Origin of the sequence: Burkholderia sp. Ed8, from assembly GCF_040761425.1 — a bacterium.
GTDB lineage: Bacteria > Pseudomonadota > Gammaproteobacteria > Burkholderiales > Burkholderiaceae > Burkholderia > Burkholderia seminalis.
This window is the reverse complement of the sequence record NZ_CP142885.1, coordinates 121,991-137,997: the sequence shown is the minus strand read 5'-3', so window position 1 is coordinate 137,997 and position 16,007 is coordinate 121,991. Positions and strand designations below refer to the sequence as shown.

At 68.4% G+C, this 16,007-nt stretch carries 16 protein-coding genes; 11 read left to right on the top strand and 5 right to left on the bottom strand.

All coding sequences use genetic code 11. The features are described from left to right. Nucleotides 1-9: 9 nt before the first annotated feature. Entirely contained in the window at nucleotides 10-633 is a 624-nt protein-coding gene (locus tag VXM69_RS00635; protein ID WP_301741385.1) for a glutathione S-transferase, read from the top strand. Nucleotides 634-728: 95 nt separating this feature from the next. On the opposite strand, the gene VXM69_RS00630 is transcribed toward VXM69_RS00635, so the two are convergent. Then, a complete protein-coding gene (locus VXM69_RS00630) occupies nucleotides 729-2,141 on the bottom strand; it encodes a serine hydrolase (protein ID WP_049029314.1) in 1,413 nt (470 codons plus the stop codon). Between the two features lie 242 nt (nucleotides 2,142-2,383). On the opposite strand from VXM69_RS00630, the gene VXM69_RS00625 reads away from it, so the two are divergent. From VXM69_RS00625 to VXM69_RS00605, 5 genes are all read left to right on the top strand, one after another. Beyond that, a complete protein-coding gene (locus tag VXM69_RS00625; protein ID WP_034187724.1) occupies nucleotides 2,384-2,803 on the top strand; it encodes an HIT family protein in 420 nt (139 codons plus the stop codon). 252 nt (nucleotides 2,804-3,055) lie between these two features. Further along, the gene (locus VXM69_RS00620) at nucleotides 3,056-3,220 is read left to right on the top strand and encodes a hypothetical protein (RefSeq protein ID WP_167361907.1); all 165 of its coding nucleotides are present in this window, start codon (nucleotides 3,056-3,058) and stop codon (nucleotides 3,218-3,220) included. Nucleotides 3,221-3,375: 155 nt separating this feature from the next. Continuing rightward, nucleotides 3,376-4,035: an isoprenylcysteine carboxylmethyltransferase family protein gene (locus VXM69_RS00615; RefSeq protein WP_069705710.1), complete on the top strand. Its 660-nt coding sequence runs from the start codon at nucleotides 3,376-3,378 to the stop codon at nucleotides 4,033-4,035. 379 nt (nucleotides 4,036-4,414) lie between these two features. Then, on the top strand, nucleotides 4,415-4,855 hold the full coding sequence (locus tag VXM69_RS00610; protein ID WP_034187726.1) for a hypothetical protein: 441 nt from the start codon (nucleotides 4,415-4,417) through the stop codon (nucleotides 4,853-4,855). A gap of 786 nt (nucleotides 4,856-5,641) precedes the next feature. After that, the gene (locus VXM69_RS00605) at nucleotides 5,642-6,478 is read left to right on the top strand and encodes a bifunctional allantoicase/(S)-ureidoglycine aminohydrolase (RefSeq protein ID WP_069705711.1); all 837 of its coding nucleotides are present in this window, start codon (nucleotides 5,642-5,644) and stop codon (nucleotides 6,476-6,478) included. 114 nt (nucleotides 6,479-6,592) lie between these two features. Here the strand turns inward: VXM69_RS00605 and VXM69_RS00600 are convergent, their stop codons facing one another. After that, nucleotides 6,593-7,528 (bottom strand): LysR family transcriptional regulator, encoded by a 936-nt coding sequence (locus tag VXM69_RS00600; RefSeq protein WP_367188791.1) that lies wholly within the window; start codon nucleotides 7,526-7,528, stop codon nucleotides 6,593-6,595. Nucleotides 7,529-7,905: 377 nt separating this feature from the next. On the opposite strand from VXM69_RS00600, the gene VXM69_RS00595 reads away from it, so the two are divergent. The 3 genes from VXM69_RS00595 to VXM69_RS00585 are packed head-to-tail and all read left to right on the top strand — an operon-like array spanning nucleotide 7,906 to nucleotide 10,724. Then, nucleotides 7,906-9,342, top strand: a complete 1,437-nt coding sequence (locus VXM69_RS00595) for an NAD-dependent succinate-semialdehyde dehydrogenase (protein WP_124670377.1) — start codon at nucleotides 7,906-7,908, stop codon at nucleotides 9,340-9,342. Between the two features lie 12 nt (nucleotides 9,343-9,354). Then, on the top strand, nucleotides 9,355-9,732 hold the full coding sequence (locus VXM69_RS00590) for a carboxymuconolactone decarboxylase family protein (RefSeq protein ID WP_034187730.1): 378 nt from the start codon (nucleotides 9,355-9,357) through the stop codon (nucleotides 9,730-9,732). Beyond that, the gene (locus VXM69_RS00585; protein WP_034187731.1) at nucleotides 9,729-10,724 is read left to right on the top strand and encodes an NAD(P)H-quinone oxidoreductase; all 996 of its coding nucleotides are present in this window, start codon (nucleotides 9,729-9,731) and stop codon (nucleotides 10,722-10,724) included. The genes VXM69_RS00590 and VXM69_RS00585 overlap by 4 nt, the downstream gene beginning before the upstream one ends. A 177-nt stretch (nucleotides 10,725-10,901) precedes the next feature. On the opposite strand, the gene VXM69_RS00580 is transcribed toward VXM69_RS00585, so the two are convergent. Next, nucleotides 10,902-11,702, bottom strand: a complete 801-nt coding sequence (locus VXM69_RS00580) for an aminoglycoside phosphotransferase family protein (protein ID WP_034187732.1) — start codon at nucleotides 11,700-11,702, stop codon at nucleotides 10,902-10,904. A 243-nt stretch (nucleotides 11,703-11,945) separates the two neighbouring features. On the opposite strand from VXM69_RS00580, the gene VXM69_RS00575 reads away from it, so the two are divergent. Together VXM69_RS00575 and VXM69_RS00570 are read left to right on the top strand one after the other, a co-directional pair. After that, the gene (locus tag VXM69_RS00575) at nucleotides 11,946-14,066 is read left to right on the top strand and encodes a penicillin-binding protein 1A (protein ID WP_367188790.1); all 2,121 of its coding nucleotides are present in this window, start codon (nucleotides 11,946-11,948) and stop codon (nucleotides 14,064-14,066) included. Nucleotides 14,067-14,074: 8 nt separating this feature from the next. After that, complete coding sequence (locus tag VXM69_RS00570) at nucleotides 14,075-14,686, top strand: trimeric intracellular cation channel family protein (RefSeq protein WP_367188789.1); 612 nt, start codon at nucleotides 14,075-14,077, stop codon at nucleotides 14,684-14,686. Between the two features lie 31 nt (nucleotides 14,687-14,717). Here the strand turns inward: VXM69_RS00570 and VXM69_RS00565 are convergent, their stop codons facing one another. Continuing rightward, nucleotides 14,718-15,101 (bottom strand): VOC family protein, encoded by a 384-nt coding sequence (locus tag VXM69_RS00565; RefSeq protein WP_049030740.1) that lies wholly within the window; start codon nucleotides 15,099-15,101, stop codon nucleotides 14,718-14,720. An 84-nt stretch (nucleotides 15,102-15,185) separates the two neighbouring features. Then, on the bottom strand, nucleotides 15,186-16,007 hold the full coding sequence (locus VXM69_RS00560; RefSeq protein WP_069705715.1) for a heme ABC transporter ATP-binding protein: 822 nt from the start codon (nucleotides 16,005-16,007) through the stop codon (nucleotides 15,186-15,188).

Genomic DNA, 16,007 nt, shown 5'->3' with positions numbered 1-16,007 from the left:
GGAGACTGCATGCTGCACGTCCTCGGCAAGATCCCGTCCATCAACGTCCGCAAGGTGCTGTGGCTGTGCACCGAACTGAACCTGCCGTTCGAACAGGAAGACTGGGGGGCGGGCTTCCGCACGACCCACGATCCGGCCTATCTCGCGCTGAATCCGAATGCGCTCGTGCCGGTCATCAAGGATGACGACTTCGTGCTGTGGGAATCGAACACGATCATCCGCTACCTCGCGAACCGCCATGGCGGCGACGCGCTCTATCCGGCCGAGCCTCAGGCGCGCGCACGGGTCGACCAGTGGATCGACTGGCAGGGCTCGGACCTGAACCGCTCGTGGGTCGGCGCGTTCCTCGGCCTCGTGCGCAAGTCGCCCGATCACCAGGATCCGGACGGCATCGCGCAGTCGATCGCCGGCTGGACGAAGCACATGCAGGTGCTGAATGCGCAACTCGACAAGACGGGCGCGTACGTGGCCGGCAGTACGTTCACGCTCGCGGACATTCCGATCGGCCTGTCGGCGAACCGCTGGTTCGGCACGCCGTTCGCCCATCCGGAATTGCCGGCGGTGTCGCGCTATATCGAACGTCTCGCGACGCGCGAAGGCTTCAAGCAGTACGCGGGCAGCGCGAATCCGTAAAGCCGGGCAGGCCGCGTGTGAAGCGGCGGCGTTGCAAGCGCTGCCGCTTCACGCGCGCGTCATCACGCGCGCGTCATCGATTCACGCGCCCGCCGTCACGCGCCGGGCGCCGGCACCGCATCGAGCACGCGCGCGAGAAACGCCTCGTGATTCCACGCGGCCTCCGGCCGCGACAGCCCGAGCCGCACGACCACCAGCTGACGGCTCGGCACCACGCTCACGAACTGCCCTTCATGGCCGACCGCATGAAACGCGTCGGCCGGCATCGCGGGCGCGTTCGGATCGCGATCGTTGAACGGCTCCGGCACCTTGACCCACAGTTGCGCGCCGAACGTCTGCCGTGCCGACTGCGGCGTCGCGCGCGTCAGGTAACGCACCCAGCCCCGCGGCAGCAACTGCTGCCCGTTCCACCTGCCGTCCTGCAGCAGCAGTTGCCCGAAGCGCGCCCAGTCGCGCGCGTTCGCATACAGGTACGACGGCGCGACGAGCGTGCCGGATGCATCGGGCTCGAACACCGCGCTGCGCATCCCGAGCGGCGCGAACAACGCGCGGCGCGGATACGAGAGATAGTCGCCGTCGCTGCCGCCGAGCGCTTCGCGCATCACACGCGCGACGATCGCGCTCGTGCCGCTCGAGTAGTACCACTGCGTGCCGGGTGTCGCGGCGAGCGGTTTCGCCGACGCGAACCGCGCCATGTCGGGCTGCGTGAACAGCATCACGGCGACGTCGGAGAGCGGGTCGTCATAGTCCTCGTTGAACTGCAGGCCGCTCGTCATCCGCAGCAGCTCGTCGAGCGTGATGGCCGCGCGCGCGTCGCCGCTGCCGCGCCATTCGGGCAGCAGCGCCGACGCATCGGGCGACAGCTTGTGCTGCGCGACGAGCGTGCCGATCAGCGCGGCCGTCACGGTCTTCGTCATCGACCAGCCGGGCAGCGGCGTATCGGCCGTGAAGCCGGGCGCGTAGCGTTCGGCGATCACCTGGCCGTGCCACATCACGACGACCGCGCGGGTGCGCCGCGGCCGCGCCGGATCGGGTTCGTCGAACGCGCGGTCGAGCGCGGTCCGCAGCTTGTGCGCGTCGATGCCGGCGGGCGGCGTGGCGGGGGCGGGCGGGGTGGCCGGCGGGTCGGGAAGCGGCGGCAACGCGGCCGGCAACGCGGTCGACGTCGCGCCGGGCGAGGGTCCGGGCGCGAGCGTGCAGCCGAGCCCCGGCCGGAAGTCGGCTTCGCGCTCGGCGAAACCGGCGAAGGTCGCCGTCGCGCGATGATGGTCGGGATCGATCGACGGGCGCACCAGCTTCAGCAGCGGATGCACGCCGGCCATGATGTCCACGTCGATCACGGACGCGGCCGGCCGGCCCGATACGAACACGCCCGAACACAGCGCCTTGGCCGCATAGCCGGTCGCGATCGGCGCGAGCCGGGACAGCATGTAGCCCGTGTAGCCGATCGCGGCAACGAGCGCGAGTGCGACACCGCGCAGCATCAGCTTCTTGAGGGGGATCGTCATGCGCGAGCGTCCTCGGTGGCGTGCCGACCGGCAACGATCCGGCAGTGTCTCAGGTTTGGGCGATGCGTTGCAATCGCGGCCGCGTGACGTGCGATGACGACCGCATGCGTTCGCGTGGCCGTGTGTCCGGCGGCTCGCCCCGTGTTGCGCGTCGCGCAAGTTGATGTCCGGGCGGCCATCGGCCGATAATCGTCCGGCATTGGCCACCCGGCCCAACTGTCCAACCGAGATCGGAAAACGCCATGACCTACGACAACGACAACCCGTTCGCGAAAATCCTGCGCGGCGAACTGCCTTGCGTGAAAGTCGCCGAAGACGATGCGACGCTCGCGATCATGGACCTGATGCCGCAGGCCGACGGTCACGTGCTCGTGATCCCGAAGGAGCCGGCCGCGCAGATCTTCGAGCTGTCCGGCGACGCGGCCGCGGCCGGCATCCGCATGACGCAGCGCGTCGCGGCGGCGGTGCGCGCGGCGCTCGAGCCGGACGGCGTGTTCATCGGCCAGTTCAACGGCGCGGCGGCCGGCCAGACGGTCCCGCACGTGCATTTCCACGTGATTCCGCGCCGGGAGGGCGTCGAGCTGCGGATGCATGCGCGCGAGATCGCGGACGCCGCGACGCTCGAGGCGCTCGCGCAGCGCATTCGCGCGCATTTCGTGTAACGGATCGATTGCATGCGGCCCGGCAAGGGCCCGGCGGCCGGCCGCCGCCCCGCACCCGACTGTTTCAGCGGTCATGCGAGGTAACACGTGTAACCGCCGGCGAAACTCGGCCGGCCAGGCCCGGCGCTAGACTCCGCGCATTGCATCATCGAGCGACACGAGAGGCGGATCGCCTCGTCGTGCCGGCCGCCGCCGTCGCGGCGGCGCGGCCTTCGCGAGATGCCGTTCGTCTTTCGCGCCGGGAACCGAGCCATGTCCAGAATTCTCATCACGCTTGCCCTGATCGGCGGCCTGTCAGGCTGCTACGTCGCGCCGCCGTACGGTTACGCGCCCGCGCCGGCCTACTACGGCTATGCGCCCGCGTATTACGCGCCGCCCGTCAGCGTCGGGATCGGCGGCAACTTCCGCATCCGCTGATCGCCTCCGGGCGGGCGTTCCGGCCGCAGGGGCACGGTGCGCCGCCTTTCGCCGGGCGATCCGCCGGGCGTCGCGTGCCGCATGACGGCGGCGCACGGCGCTTCGCGAGCGCGCTTCCTATACTTCACGGGAAAGCGCATCCCCGCGAGGCCGTCATGGCAGTGACCCCCAAGGTCGTCGTCCTGTCGAGCGTATCCACGCTCGTCTATCTCGGGCTCGCCGTTCTCGGTATCGGCGGGTTCGCTGCGTTCTTCTCGCATCCGCAGCTGACCGTCGTCGCGATCGCGACGCTCGCGATGGCCGTGGCCGCGCTGTTCACCGAAGGCAACCTGAGCAGCGGCGAGCGTGAAAATCGCGACAACCGCTGGGTGCTCGCCGCATTCGCGGTGAGCGGATTCCTGCTCGCCTACGTACCCGCGCTGACCGACCGGCTCGATGTCTGGACCTTCGGCGGCGACACGGTGCGCTGGCTCGGTGTCGTGCTGTACCTCGCGGGCGGTGCGTTGCGTATCTGGCCCGTGTTCGTGCTCGGCAGGCGCTTCAGCGGGCTCGTCGCGATCCAGCCGGGCCATACGCTCGTGACCGACGGCATCTACCGCCATATCCGCAATCCGAGCTATCTCGGCCTGCTCGTCAATTCGGTCGGCTGGTCGCTGGTTTTCCGCTCGGGCATCGGCCTGCTGCTGGTCGGGCTGACGCTGGTGCCGCTCGTCGCGCGGATCCGCTCGGAGGAGGCGCTGCTGCGCGCGCATTTCGGCGCCGAATACGACGCGTATTGCGCGCGGACGTGGCGGTTGCTGCCCGGCGTGTACTGACCCCGTCATCCTTCCCCGTTGCCGTCGTTCGAGCGCCTGCTCACGACGCGTGCCCGATGTGTTGCCACGTGTGTCTCGAACGTGCGACGACGCGCAGGGCCGGGCGCTCGCCGCGCAGGTTCGGACCCTCGCCGGAGCCAATGCCGGCGCGGGTTTGACGCAATTTCGGGGTGCCCGTCCGACCTTCGTTATTCGTAAACAACTTGTTACCAGAATGTCCACGGCAAGGCGGCGGGACCGGTGCTATTCTTCGCCGCAAGCTCATTGAAATGAATTGGTCCGCGGTTCGGCACAATGCCTGACCCGACGTCGATCGATTCAGATCGTCGTAGCGAGCGGACCTTCGATAACCAGATTGCGAACAAGGAAGAATACGGGAATGTGGAAGAAAATCGCCCCCGCTCTCGTCGTCGCCGCGCTGACCGGCACGACTGCACTGCCGGCGCTGGCCGGTGACATGAACAACGCGCTTGGCGGCGCGCTCGGCGGGGTAGCCGGCGCGGCAGTCGGCGGTGCGCTCGGCGGCAGCACGGGCTCGGTGATCGGCGGCGCCATCGGCGGCGGCGCGGGTGGCGCGGTGACGTCGAACCGTCGCGAGCGCACCGGCGCGATCATCGGCGGCGCACTCGGCGGCGGCGCGGGGACCGCGGCGGGCAACGCGATGGGCGGCCGCACGGGCGGCCTGCTGGGCGCGGCCGTCGGCGGCGGCGCCGGCGCGGCGCTCGGCGGCAACATGTCGCGCAGCTCGTACGAGCGCGACTATGGCGATCGCGGTTATCGCCACCGCAAGCATCGTCACCACCACCGCGACTGGGACTGATCGCCGCGAGCGCGGCACGGTGCGCGACATGCGCACCGGCGCGCCGACGGCGTCGGCACCCGACGCGAGATTCGGCCCGGCGGCCTGCCGGGCCGTCATCGCCGGCCTCACCGGCGTGTCCCTTCGGCTTCATCAGCCGCCGCCTTGCGCCCGATCGACGGGCCGGCCATCCATCTCCCCCCGTGTTTCCCCGTTGCTCGACGACCTGACCTGCCGCGCATGAACGCGTCCGGGCAGAATCGGCGTGCGCCATCGCGGATCGTTCTTCCGTCCGTTTCAGCCTGACGACCCCGTCGCAGCGATCCGCTGCCGCAAGCCCGTCGTTTCCCCCTCGATTCGCATGACCGGACATGACCTGGCCGTTGCCTGGCCGTCAGGATTTCCCTGATGGCCCGCCCGCCGCGCCATGGCCCTTCACCGCGCATCGCGGGCGCCGGCGGGTAGTGGGAAATCGAATGGATGTCATCGCAACATTTAATTGGTCGATCGCGATCGACTTCGCTATCGTCGGCGGTGCCCGCGTACGGAGTCGAACCGTGCCGCCCGCCGCGCCTCGCCGCATGACCGCGAGCGCCGCGGCCGGCCGCCGGACCCGACAACCCGGGTCGCCGCGTCCGATGAACCGGACGGACCCGACGCGAAGCCTGGCCGACCGAACGAAGGCGCACGCGCTTTCAAGCCACCCCGGCAACGATGTCCCGCCGCCGCATGCGTGCCCCACGCGCGTGCGAACCGCCCGATGCCGTTTGCGCCAGGGGCCGGACCAACCCATTGCCTGGATGCACTATGTCTAAGACAACGTATTACGCGCCGCATGGCGGCCACCCGCCGCAGACGGATCTGCTGACCGATCGCGCGATGTTCACCGAGGCGTACGCGGTGATCCCGAAGGGGGTGATGCGCGACATCGTCACGAGCTGGCTGCCGTTCTGGACGAACACGCGCCTGTGGGTGATCGCCCGCCCGCTGTCGGGTTTCGCCGAAACCTTCTCGCAGTACATCGTCGAAGTGAATCCGGGCGGCGGCAGCGACAAGCCCGAGCAGGACAAGCACGCCGAAGCCGTGCTGTTCGTCGTCGAAGGCGAGGCCGAGCTGACGCTGCAAGGCAAGCAGCATACGCTGAAGCCGGGCGGTTACGCGTTCATTCCGCCGGGCGCGGACTGGACGCTGCACAACGTCAGCGATGCCGCGGTGCGCTTCCACTGGGTGCGCAAGCACTACCAGGCCGTCGACGGCATTCCGCTGCCGGACGCATTCGTGACCAACGAGCAGGACGTCGAGCCGATCCCGATGCCGGGTACCAACGGCGCATGGGTGACGACGCGCTTCGTCGACATGAGCGACATGCGTCACGACATGCACGTGAACATCGTGACGTTCGAGCCGGGTGGCGTGATTCCGTTCGCGGAAACGCACGTGATGGAGCATGGCCTGTACGTGCTGGAAGGCAAGGCCGTCTATCGCCTGAACCAGGACTGGGTCGAGGTCGAAGCGGGCGACTTCATGTGGCTGCGCGCGTTCTGCCCGCAGGCCTGCTACTCGGGTGGCCCCGGCCGCTTCCGCTACCTGCTGTACAAGGACGTGAACCGTCACATGAACCTGTTGCTGAACCCGGCGCGCTAACGCGCCGCCACGCAGGTCGGACACGAAAGCCCGCCGGTGCAAGCCGGCGGGCTTTTCTTCATGGGTTTCCGTGAGTGTCCGGCGCGGCCCCGACCACGCCGACCGTGAAGCCGATCATGCGACCGCGATGGCGAGTTCCTCCGCATACGCATTCAAGCGGTCACCGACCCGCACCTTCAGGACATCGATGAACCGTTTGATCTTCGCGTCGACGAACTGACGGGACGAATACACCGCATACACGTTGCGCTGGGCGGTGTGGAATTCGGGCAGGACGCGAACGAGCGATCCTTTGCGCAAATCGTCGATCGCCGAGAAGGCGGCGATCAGTCCGATCCCCGCGCCTTCCTGCAGTACCGTGGACATCGCATCCATGTCGTTGATACTGAAGTGCGATCCCGACGGACGATACACCGCCTCGCCGACCTTGCCTTGCAGATGCCATTCGTCCGGTGCGTAATCGACCGTGCTGAGGCGCACGCATGTGTGATCGGCGAGATCTTCCACGCACTCGGGCGCCGGATGCCGCGCCAGATAATCGGGCGACGCCGCCAGAATGCAGTGGCTTGCGCCGATCTTCTGGCTCACGTACGCCGAGTCCGGCAGCGTGCGGGCAATCACGACCGCCACGTCGAGCTGCTCTTCGAGCAGATTCGGCATCCGCTGCGACAGCATGAGATCGACCGATACCTCCGGGTAGGCGCTCCGATAGGCCAGCACGGCTTGCGCAACAAGTTGGCGGCCCAATCCCGGAACCGCATGCACGCGCAATACACCACGCGGCTCCAGCAGCGCATCGCGGGCTTCCGCTTCCGCTCGTTCGATGTCCGAGAGGATCGCAACGCTGCGCTCGTAAAAACGCCGCCCCGCATCGGTCACCACGAGCCGTCGCGTCGAGCGCTGCAGCAACCGCGTGTTGAGATTGTCCTCAAGTACCGATACCGCTCGGGAAATGTTGCCGACAGTCGTATCGAGGTGGTTCGCGACAGCCGTGAAACTGCCCATCTCGACCACTTTCGCAAACACCGACATGGTGTGAACCTTGTCCATTACGCACCCTGGCTTTGAATTTTTCGTCGAATCGCCGCGTTCCGGCCCGCGCGAGCCTGTGATGATAGGGCCCGTGCCTGTTTCGTGCCGTCAGCGTGAAATCCCGTGTCGTTTTTATGCATCCTTTCAATATGCCTTCGTGCCGACGGGGCGATTTTCTCTCCACAGACAAGATTCATTCTTTCCGGCCCCTCTAAGTTGCCGCCCGCTTCACGCCTAGACTGAGTCCCGAAGTCAGGCAGTCGGAGCACCGACGTTTCGAACCCGGGCCCAGCCCGATGCGGCGGATCATCCCGACACGGCGTGGCGCGGGTTCTCCTGTCCGGCTCGCCGCGAACTTAAATTGAATCGTAATCCTAATCATAGAGGTCAATGCCATGGACATCACGTACGACGCACTTCATCTTTTCATCAACGGCGAATGGATCGACGCGGGCGGACGCGAAACGGCGCCGGTGATCAACCCCGCCACGCAAATCGAGATCGGACGCGTCCCGCTGGCGACGGCAGCCGATCTGGATCGCGCCCTGCAAGTCGCCGCCCAGGCGTTCGACGTCTGGCGCCGCACCGTGCCGGCCGAACGCGCGCGCATTCTCAAGCGCGGCGCGGAACTGATGCGCGAGCGTGCCGAGCACATCGCTACCGTCATGACGCTCGAGGAAGGCAAACCGCTGGCGGAAAGCCGCGACGAAGTCCTGCGTGCGGCCGACTACTTCGAATGGTTCGCCGAAGAGGCGCGCCGCATCGACGGCCGCGTCGTGCCGTCCAACCGCCCGGGTGTGCAACAGCTCGTGAAGAAACAGGCGATCGGGCCGGTCGCCGCATTCACGCCGTGGAATTTTCCGGCGATCACCCCGGCGCGCAAGCTCTCGGCCGCACTCGCCGCCGGATGCAGCGTCATCATCAAACCCGGCGAGGAAAGCCCCGCCACGGCGCTCGCGCTGGCGCGCGCACTGGATGACGCCGGTTTGCCGAAGGGCGTGCTTCAAGTCGTATTCGGCGTGCCCGACCAGGTGTCGAAGCACCTGATCGCGTCCCCGGTCATCCGGAAGGTGACGTTCACGGGCTCGGTGCCGATCGGCCGTCTGCTGTCGGCGCGCGCGGCCGAAGGCGTCAAGCCCATCACGCTGGAACTGGGCGGCCACGGGCCCGTCCTCGTATTCAACGATGCGGATGTGGAAAAGGCCGCGGTCGAAGGCGCGGCGAATCGCTTTCGCGGCACGGGCCAGATCTGCATCTCGTCGACGCGCTTCCTGATCCAGCGCGACGTCTACGACGCGTTCGCCGGTCACTTCGTGCGTGCGGCCAACGCGCTCAAGGTCGGGAACGGCATGGAGGCCGGCACGCAGGTCGGGCCGCTGGCGAATCCGCGCCAGCTTGCCAAGATGGAGGAACTCGTCGCCGACGCGGTGGAACGTGGCGCAACGGTTCTCGCCGGCGGAAAGCGTATCGAGGGAGAAGGGTACTTCTTCGAGCCCACGGTCCTCGCCGACGTGCCGAAGGACGCGCGCGTGATGCACGAAGAACCGTTCGGCCCGATCGCGGTGCTGATGCGCTTCGATGGCCTCGCCGACGGGCTCGCCGAAGCGAACCGGTTGCCGTACGGGCTCTCCGCCTATGCGTTCACGAGCAGTGCGCGCATGGCCATCGATGTCGCGGACGGTCTCGAGGCCGGCATGATCGGCATCAACCAGTACCGCATCGTTTCGACCGAACTGCCGTTTGGCGGCATGAAGGAAAGCGGCCACGGCTCGGAAGGCGGTGCCGAGGGCATCGAGTACTACCTCACGCACAAGTTCGTCAGCCAGGCTTGAAGGGGAATCGCCATGTCTCACGCAGATTTCGGCAGCCCGCGGGAAGCCGCCCGCGCCTTTACGCCGACGCTCTCGGCATTCGTCGACGACACGCTCTATCCGCGGATCTGGAGCGATCCGGCGCTCTCGCCGCGCGACCGCAGCCTCGTGACCGTCGCCGCGCTGATCGCGGGGGGCCACCTCGACGAGTTGCCGGCGCACCTGCGCCGCGCGTTGACGAACGGCGTAACGCGCGAAGAACTCGCCGCGGCGATCACTCACCTCGCGTTCTATGCGGGGTTCCCCGCGGCGATCTCGGCATCCGCCGCGGCGCAGGCGACGCTCGGCGCACCAACCCGGTCCGACGATTTCGCCGGCCATTCATCCACGACGCAGGAAGGTTCGAAATGAAAGCCATCACATTCAACGAATTCGGCGAGGCCGAGGTTCTCCAGCTCGCCGAGGTCCAGGCACCCGAGGTTCGTCCCGACGATCTGCTGGTACGCGTCCATGCCGCGGGCGTGAATCGCGCGGATCTGACGCATCGGCGAGGCGGATACGGCCGGCCGAACTTCGGCGACTCGACGATCATGGGGCTCGAAATCGCCGGCGAGGTGATCGAGACCGGACCTGCCGTGCAGGGTTACAAGGTCGGCGATCGTGTCATGGGCGTCGTGGGCGGCGGGGCCTATGCGGAACTGGCGCGCATCGACTGGAGAATGGCGATGCCCATTCCGGCGACGATCGACTACGTGCATGCGGCTGCCATACCGGAAGTCTTCGTCACCGCGCACGAAGCGTTGTTGCATCTCGGCCGCTTGCAGCGTGGCGACTCGGTGCTCATTCATGCCGCGGCGGGCGGGGTCGGTTCCGCGGCGGTCCAGTTGGCCTATGCAACCGGTGCGACGATATTCGCGACTGCCGAAGCTTCGAAGCTGGAACGGATCGTTCAACTGGGTGTGGACCATGCGATCGACTACAAGACGCAGGATTTTTCGGAAGTCGTTGCCAGCAGGACGGACAAACGCGGTGTCGACGTCGTGATCGATTTCGTGGGCGCGCCGTATTTTTCCCGGAATGTCGCGTCATTGGCAAACGGTGGCCGGCTGGTGCAGGTCGGCATACTCGGCGGCGGCGGTGACGTGAGCGTGGGTCTCGAACAGATCCTGTACCGCCATCTGCAAATCATCGGCACGGTGATGAAGTCGCGCGACCCGCGCGAGAAACACGCGATGGTGCGGCGGTTTCGCGAACATTGGCTGGACCGCTTCGCGGGCGGGGCAGGCCTGGAGCCGGTCGTCGACAGCGTGTTTCCGCTCGCCGATGCCGCGGCCGCTCATCGACGGATGGAGTCGGCCGTGAACGTGGGCAAGATCATCCTGACGATGAACGAAAACAGCTGACGTGACGCTTGTTCACGTCGCATGCCGGCGCATGAAGCCGTCCGGCAGTTGCGTGGAGCGAAGCGGCCCCGCGGCGCAACCAGCGCGAGCGACCGCTTCCGGCCGGATACCGGTTGTCCTCGCCGCTTTCCCTTGGAAATCCGGTATGGACCCGCTCTTCACGGTCGGGGCGTATTGCTACAGACCGAGCGCGATTGCCGCGAGTTGCGCAACCTGCAGCCGCGTATCGGGCGGCAGGCCGTCTTCCATCAACCATACGGCCGACAGGCCCGACCACGCGAGAATCCATTGCAGCAGCCGCTGCCGGTCGAGTTGCGCGGCGTCGGTCACGAGCGCGACGCGCCGCTCGAAACGCGCGGGATCGACCGCGATGTCGTGCGCGGGATTGCAGAACAGGTTCGCGTAGTCGAACGCGCGCTCGCCGCGCAGCCCCTTCGGGTCGATCGCGAGCCAGCCGCGATCGCCGAAATGCAGGAGGTTGCCGTGATGGATGTCGCCGTGCAGGACGACTTCGTCGACGGTCGGGGCGGTTTCGGTCAGCAGCTGGCGTGCGACCGCGGCCGAGCGGCGCAGCACGTCGTCGCCCGCGTCACGCGACAGCCATGCATGGAACCACTCGTGCAGCGGCACGACCGGCGGCAACCGCGGCGCACGATGCGCGTGCAGCCGCGCGACGACGTTGCAGGCGATGCGTATCGTGTCGTCGTCGTGGCCCGCTGCCGACAACGCGGTGAGCGTCGGCGCCGGCTGCGCGCGTTCGAGCAGGATCGCGTCGCCGTCGTGCAGCCACACGCGGGCGGCGCCTTGCCCGTGCCACCAGGCCATCAGTGCATTGCCGCGCCGCTCCTCGTCGCAGGTGGCGACCTTCAGCATCGCGGGCCGGCCCTGCCAGACCACGGGCAGCAGGCCGCCGCTCGCGGTCAGGATCGCGCCGCCGTCGGGAACGAGGCCCCACAGGCCAAGGTATCGATCGAACATCACACGATGGTACAAGCGAACCGGAGCGTGTGCCGCGTGCGCGCTGCGGCGACGATACGCCGCAGGCCCGCACATGCCGCGCGGAAGGCTTCCGGCGCGCTTTCCTGAATAAAATTTAGCCTGCCAAACTTTGGCTAAAGAATGTTCCGGTTTCGGGTGATCCCTTCGACAATGCGCGCCTTCCGTGAACGGTCGGCGCTCCTCTCGCGCCGGCCGTCGCGGGCACTGAAGAAGGAGCCCGACATGACCGACCACACCGCCAACCCGCCACCGCCACCCGCCCCGCCGCCGCGCCGCGGACGCGTGTGGCGCACGCTCGCGGGCGTGCTGCTGGGCCTGACGCTTGCGTGCGCGGGCATCGTCGTTTGGACGATCAATCGCATCTGGACGCAACTGCCGTCCGTCGAGCATCTGGCCGTCTATCGTCCCGCGCTGCCGCTGCGGATTTTCTCGCGCGACGGCGACCTGCTGGCCGAATACGGCGTCGAGCGGCGCGAGTTCGTGCCGCTCGAACGCATCCCGCCGCTGATGCGGCACGCGCTGCTCGCGGCCGAGGACGCGAAGTTCTACGCGCACGGCGCGGTCGATGTCGGCGGCCTCGCGCGCGCGACGTTCGCGAACGTCGTGACGGGGCAGCCCGGGCAGGGCGGCAGCACGATCACGATGCAGGTCGCGCGCAACTTCTACCTGACGCGCGACAAGGTGCTGAGCCGCAAGCTCGCCGAGATCCTGATGGCGGCCAAGCTCGAGCGCGAGTACAGCAAGGACAAGCTGCTCGAGCTGTACATGAACGAGATCTACCTGGGCGAGCGCGCGTACGGTTTCGCGGCCGCCGCGAACGTGTATTTCGGCAAGCCGCTCGACGCGCTGAGCGCGGGCGAAGCGGCCGTGCTCGCGGGGCTGCCGAAGGCACCCTCCGCGTTCAACCCGGTCGTCAACCCGGCGCGCGCGACCGCGCGGCGCAACTACGTACTCGGCCGCATGCATGCGCTCGGCCAGCTCGACGACGCGACGTATCGCGTGGCCGTCGATGCGCCGATCGCGCTGGCGACCACGCCGCCGCCGGGGATCGTCGCGGCGCCGTACGTCGCCGAGCGCGCACGCCGGATGATGGTCGAGCGGTTTCACGACGACGCTTACACGCTCGGCCTCGACGTGACGACGACGATCTCGATGCGCGACCAGCGCGCGGCCGAAGCGGCGCTCGAGCGCACGCTGAACCGGCAGCCGCGCGCGAAGCGCGATGCGCGCAACGGGCTCGAGGGCGCGCTCGTGTCGCTCGATGCGGCAACCGGCGACATGCTGGCACTGGTCGGCGGCGCGAATTTCAATCGCAACGTGTTCGACCATGCGCTGCAGGCGTATCGCCAGCCGGGCTCGAGCTTCAAGCCGTTCGTCTATTCGGCGGCGTTGGAGAAGGGCTACTTCCCGGGCGTGCTGGTCGACGACACGCAGCGCACGCTCACGCGCGCGGAAACCGGCGCGCAGCCGTGGCGGCCACGCAATTTCGGCAACCGCTACGAGGGCTTCATCCCGGTGCGGCGGGGGCTCGTGCGCTCGAAGAACCTGGTCGCGGTCAGCCTGATGCAGGCCACCGACGCGCGTTACGTGCAGCAGCACGCGGTGCGTTTCGGTTTCGACGCGCAGCGCAATCCGGCGTCGCTGCCGCTCGCGCTCGGCGCGGGCGCCGTGACGCCGCTCGAACTCGCGAGCGCCTACAGCGTGTTCGCGAACGGCGGCACGCGGATGGAGCCGCGCTTGATCCTGTCGGTGAAACAGCGTCACGGCGGCGCGATGTACGAGGCGACCGCGCCGTCGGGCGAGCGCGTCGTCTCGGCGCGCAACGCGTTCGTGATGGACAGCATGCTGCGCGACGTCGTGCGCGCCGGCACCGCGCGCGGCGCGCTCGCGCTGCGCCGCGACGACGCGGCCGGCAAGACGGGCACGTCGAACGGGTCGAAGGACGTATGGTTCGCCGGCTACTCGTCGGGCATCGTCGCGGTCGCGTGGCTCGGCTACGACACGCCGCGCCCGATGGGGCGCGCGACCGGCGCGACGCTCGCGCTGCCGGTCTGGCTCGACTACATGAAGACGGCCGTCGACGGGCGCACGTCGGTCGACGCGACGCCGCCGCAGGACGTCGCGCTCGTCGATGGCGACTTCGTCTACGCCGAATACGCGCACGGCGCCTGCACGGCCGACGTGCCGGCGTATATTCGCAGCCGCTTCGCGTGCGGCGGCGCGCCGGCAACCGACAAGCCCGACGCGAAGGGCGACAGCGGCAAGCCCGACGAGCCGATGCCCGCGGCGGTCGATGCGGCCGAGCGCGAACGTGTGCTCGACCTGTTCCGGACCGACGACTGACGCGCGCCATGCATACGCTTTATCTGATTGCGATCGTCGCGGAAGCGATGTCGGGGGCGCTGATGGGCATGCGCCGCGGGATGGACCGTTTCGGGCTCGCGCTCGTCGGCGCGGTGACGGCGCTCGGCGGCGGCACCGTGCGCGACGTGCTGCTCGGCCACTATCCGCTCGGCTGGATCGCGCATCCGGAGTATCTGGTGATCACGCTGGTCGCGGCGACCGTCGCGTCGTGGGCCGCGCGGCACGTCGCGCGGATGAAGACGCTGTTCGTCACCGTCGATGCGATCGGCCTCGCGGCGTTCACGATCATCGGCTGCGACGTCGGCGCGTCGACCGGCAGCGCGCCGATCATCGTCGTGCTGGCCGGCGCGATCACGGGCGTGTGCGGCGGGATGCTGCGCGACTTGCTGTGCAACGAGATGCCGCTGATCCTGCGCGAGGAGCTCTATGCAAGCGTCGCGTTCGTCACCGGTGCGCTGTACGTCGGCATGCCGCATCTCGGCATCGACGCGGATGTCGCGACGATCGTCGCGCTCGCGGCCGGGTTCTCGATGCGGATGCTCGCCGTGCGGCTCGGCTGGAAGATGCGGACGTTCGGCGCGGCGGACCTGGAGCACTGAGCGCTCGCGGCCGCGCCGGCCGGGACGGCGTTCAGTCGGGCTGCATCATCTGAAAGACGTTTCCTTCCGGATCGATGCCGTCGACCATCCGGTACGGGAAGCCGTCGTAGCGCTTGAGATCGCGCACGGCCACGCCGTCGCGGGCGAGCCGGTCGCGATGCGCGTCGATATCGGCATCGATCCGGAAGACGAGCTTGACGTGACGGGTGCCGGCGTTCGCGTGCGCGGGCACGGCCGCGTGGCGGAACGCCGGGCCGGCCCGATGCAGTGCGAGTTCGACCGCACCGGCGTCGAGCACGACCCATTCGCCGTCGATCTCCTCGATGACGGGCAACGCGAAATACCGCTGGTAGAACGCTTTCAGCAACGCGACGTCGTGGACGTACAGGATGATGCGAGTCATCGGAACGGGCATGGGGCGCCTCGAAGGAAAGGGGAAAACGATCTCGAATGAAAGCGGCGGACGATGGCGGGGCATCGAGCCGTGCGGCGCCCGGCGCTACGCGGGCACCATCACCGGCGGCGCACCGTCGCCGGTGTCCACCATCTTTACCGCGAATCCATAGCATTGCGCGATATGCGCGGGCGTCATCACGTCGCGCGGTGCGCCGTGCGCGACGATCGTGCCGTCGGCGAGCATCGCGATCGTATCCGCGTGCCGCGCGGCGAGGTTCGGATCGTGAACGATCGCGAGCACGCCGAGCTGCCATTCGCGTGCGACCGCGCGCACGGTGTCGAGCAGGCGATGCTGGTGCGCGAGATCGAGCGCGGCGGTCGGCTCGTCGAGCAGCAGGTAGCGCGGGCCGCGTTCCGCTGCGTCGTCGTCCGGCCACAGCTGCGCGAGTACGCGGGCGAACTGCACGCGTGCGAGCTCGCCGCCCGACAGCGTCGTCACGTCGCGGCCGACGAGCGCATCGGCGCCCGCGCGTTCGAGCGCAAGCCACGCGATGTCGCGATCGCGGCGGGACGTCGCGCCGCTGCGTCGCGCATGCGGATAGCGGCCGAGCAGCACGATTTCGTCGACGCTGAACGGGAACGCTGGCTGCGCGGCCTGCGGCAGCACCGCGCGCAGGCACGCGAGCCGCGGCGCGTCGATGCATTGGAGCGGCTCGCCGTTCAGCGTGACGTCGCCCGTCACGCGCACGCCGTTCGGCGCGACGCTGCCGGTCAGTTCGCCGGCGAAGGTTTTCAGCAGCGTGCTCTTGCCCGCGCCGTTGCGGCCGAGCAGCGCGGTCACGCGGCCGGGTTCGATCGACAGCGACAGGTCGCGCAGGATCGCGTGGTGCCGGCGGGCGACGTCGAGGTGGTGGGCGGTCAGCAT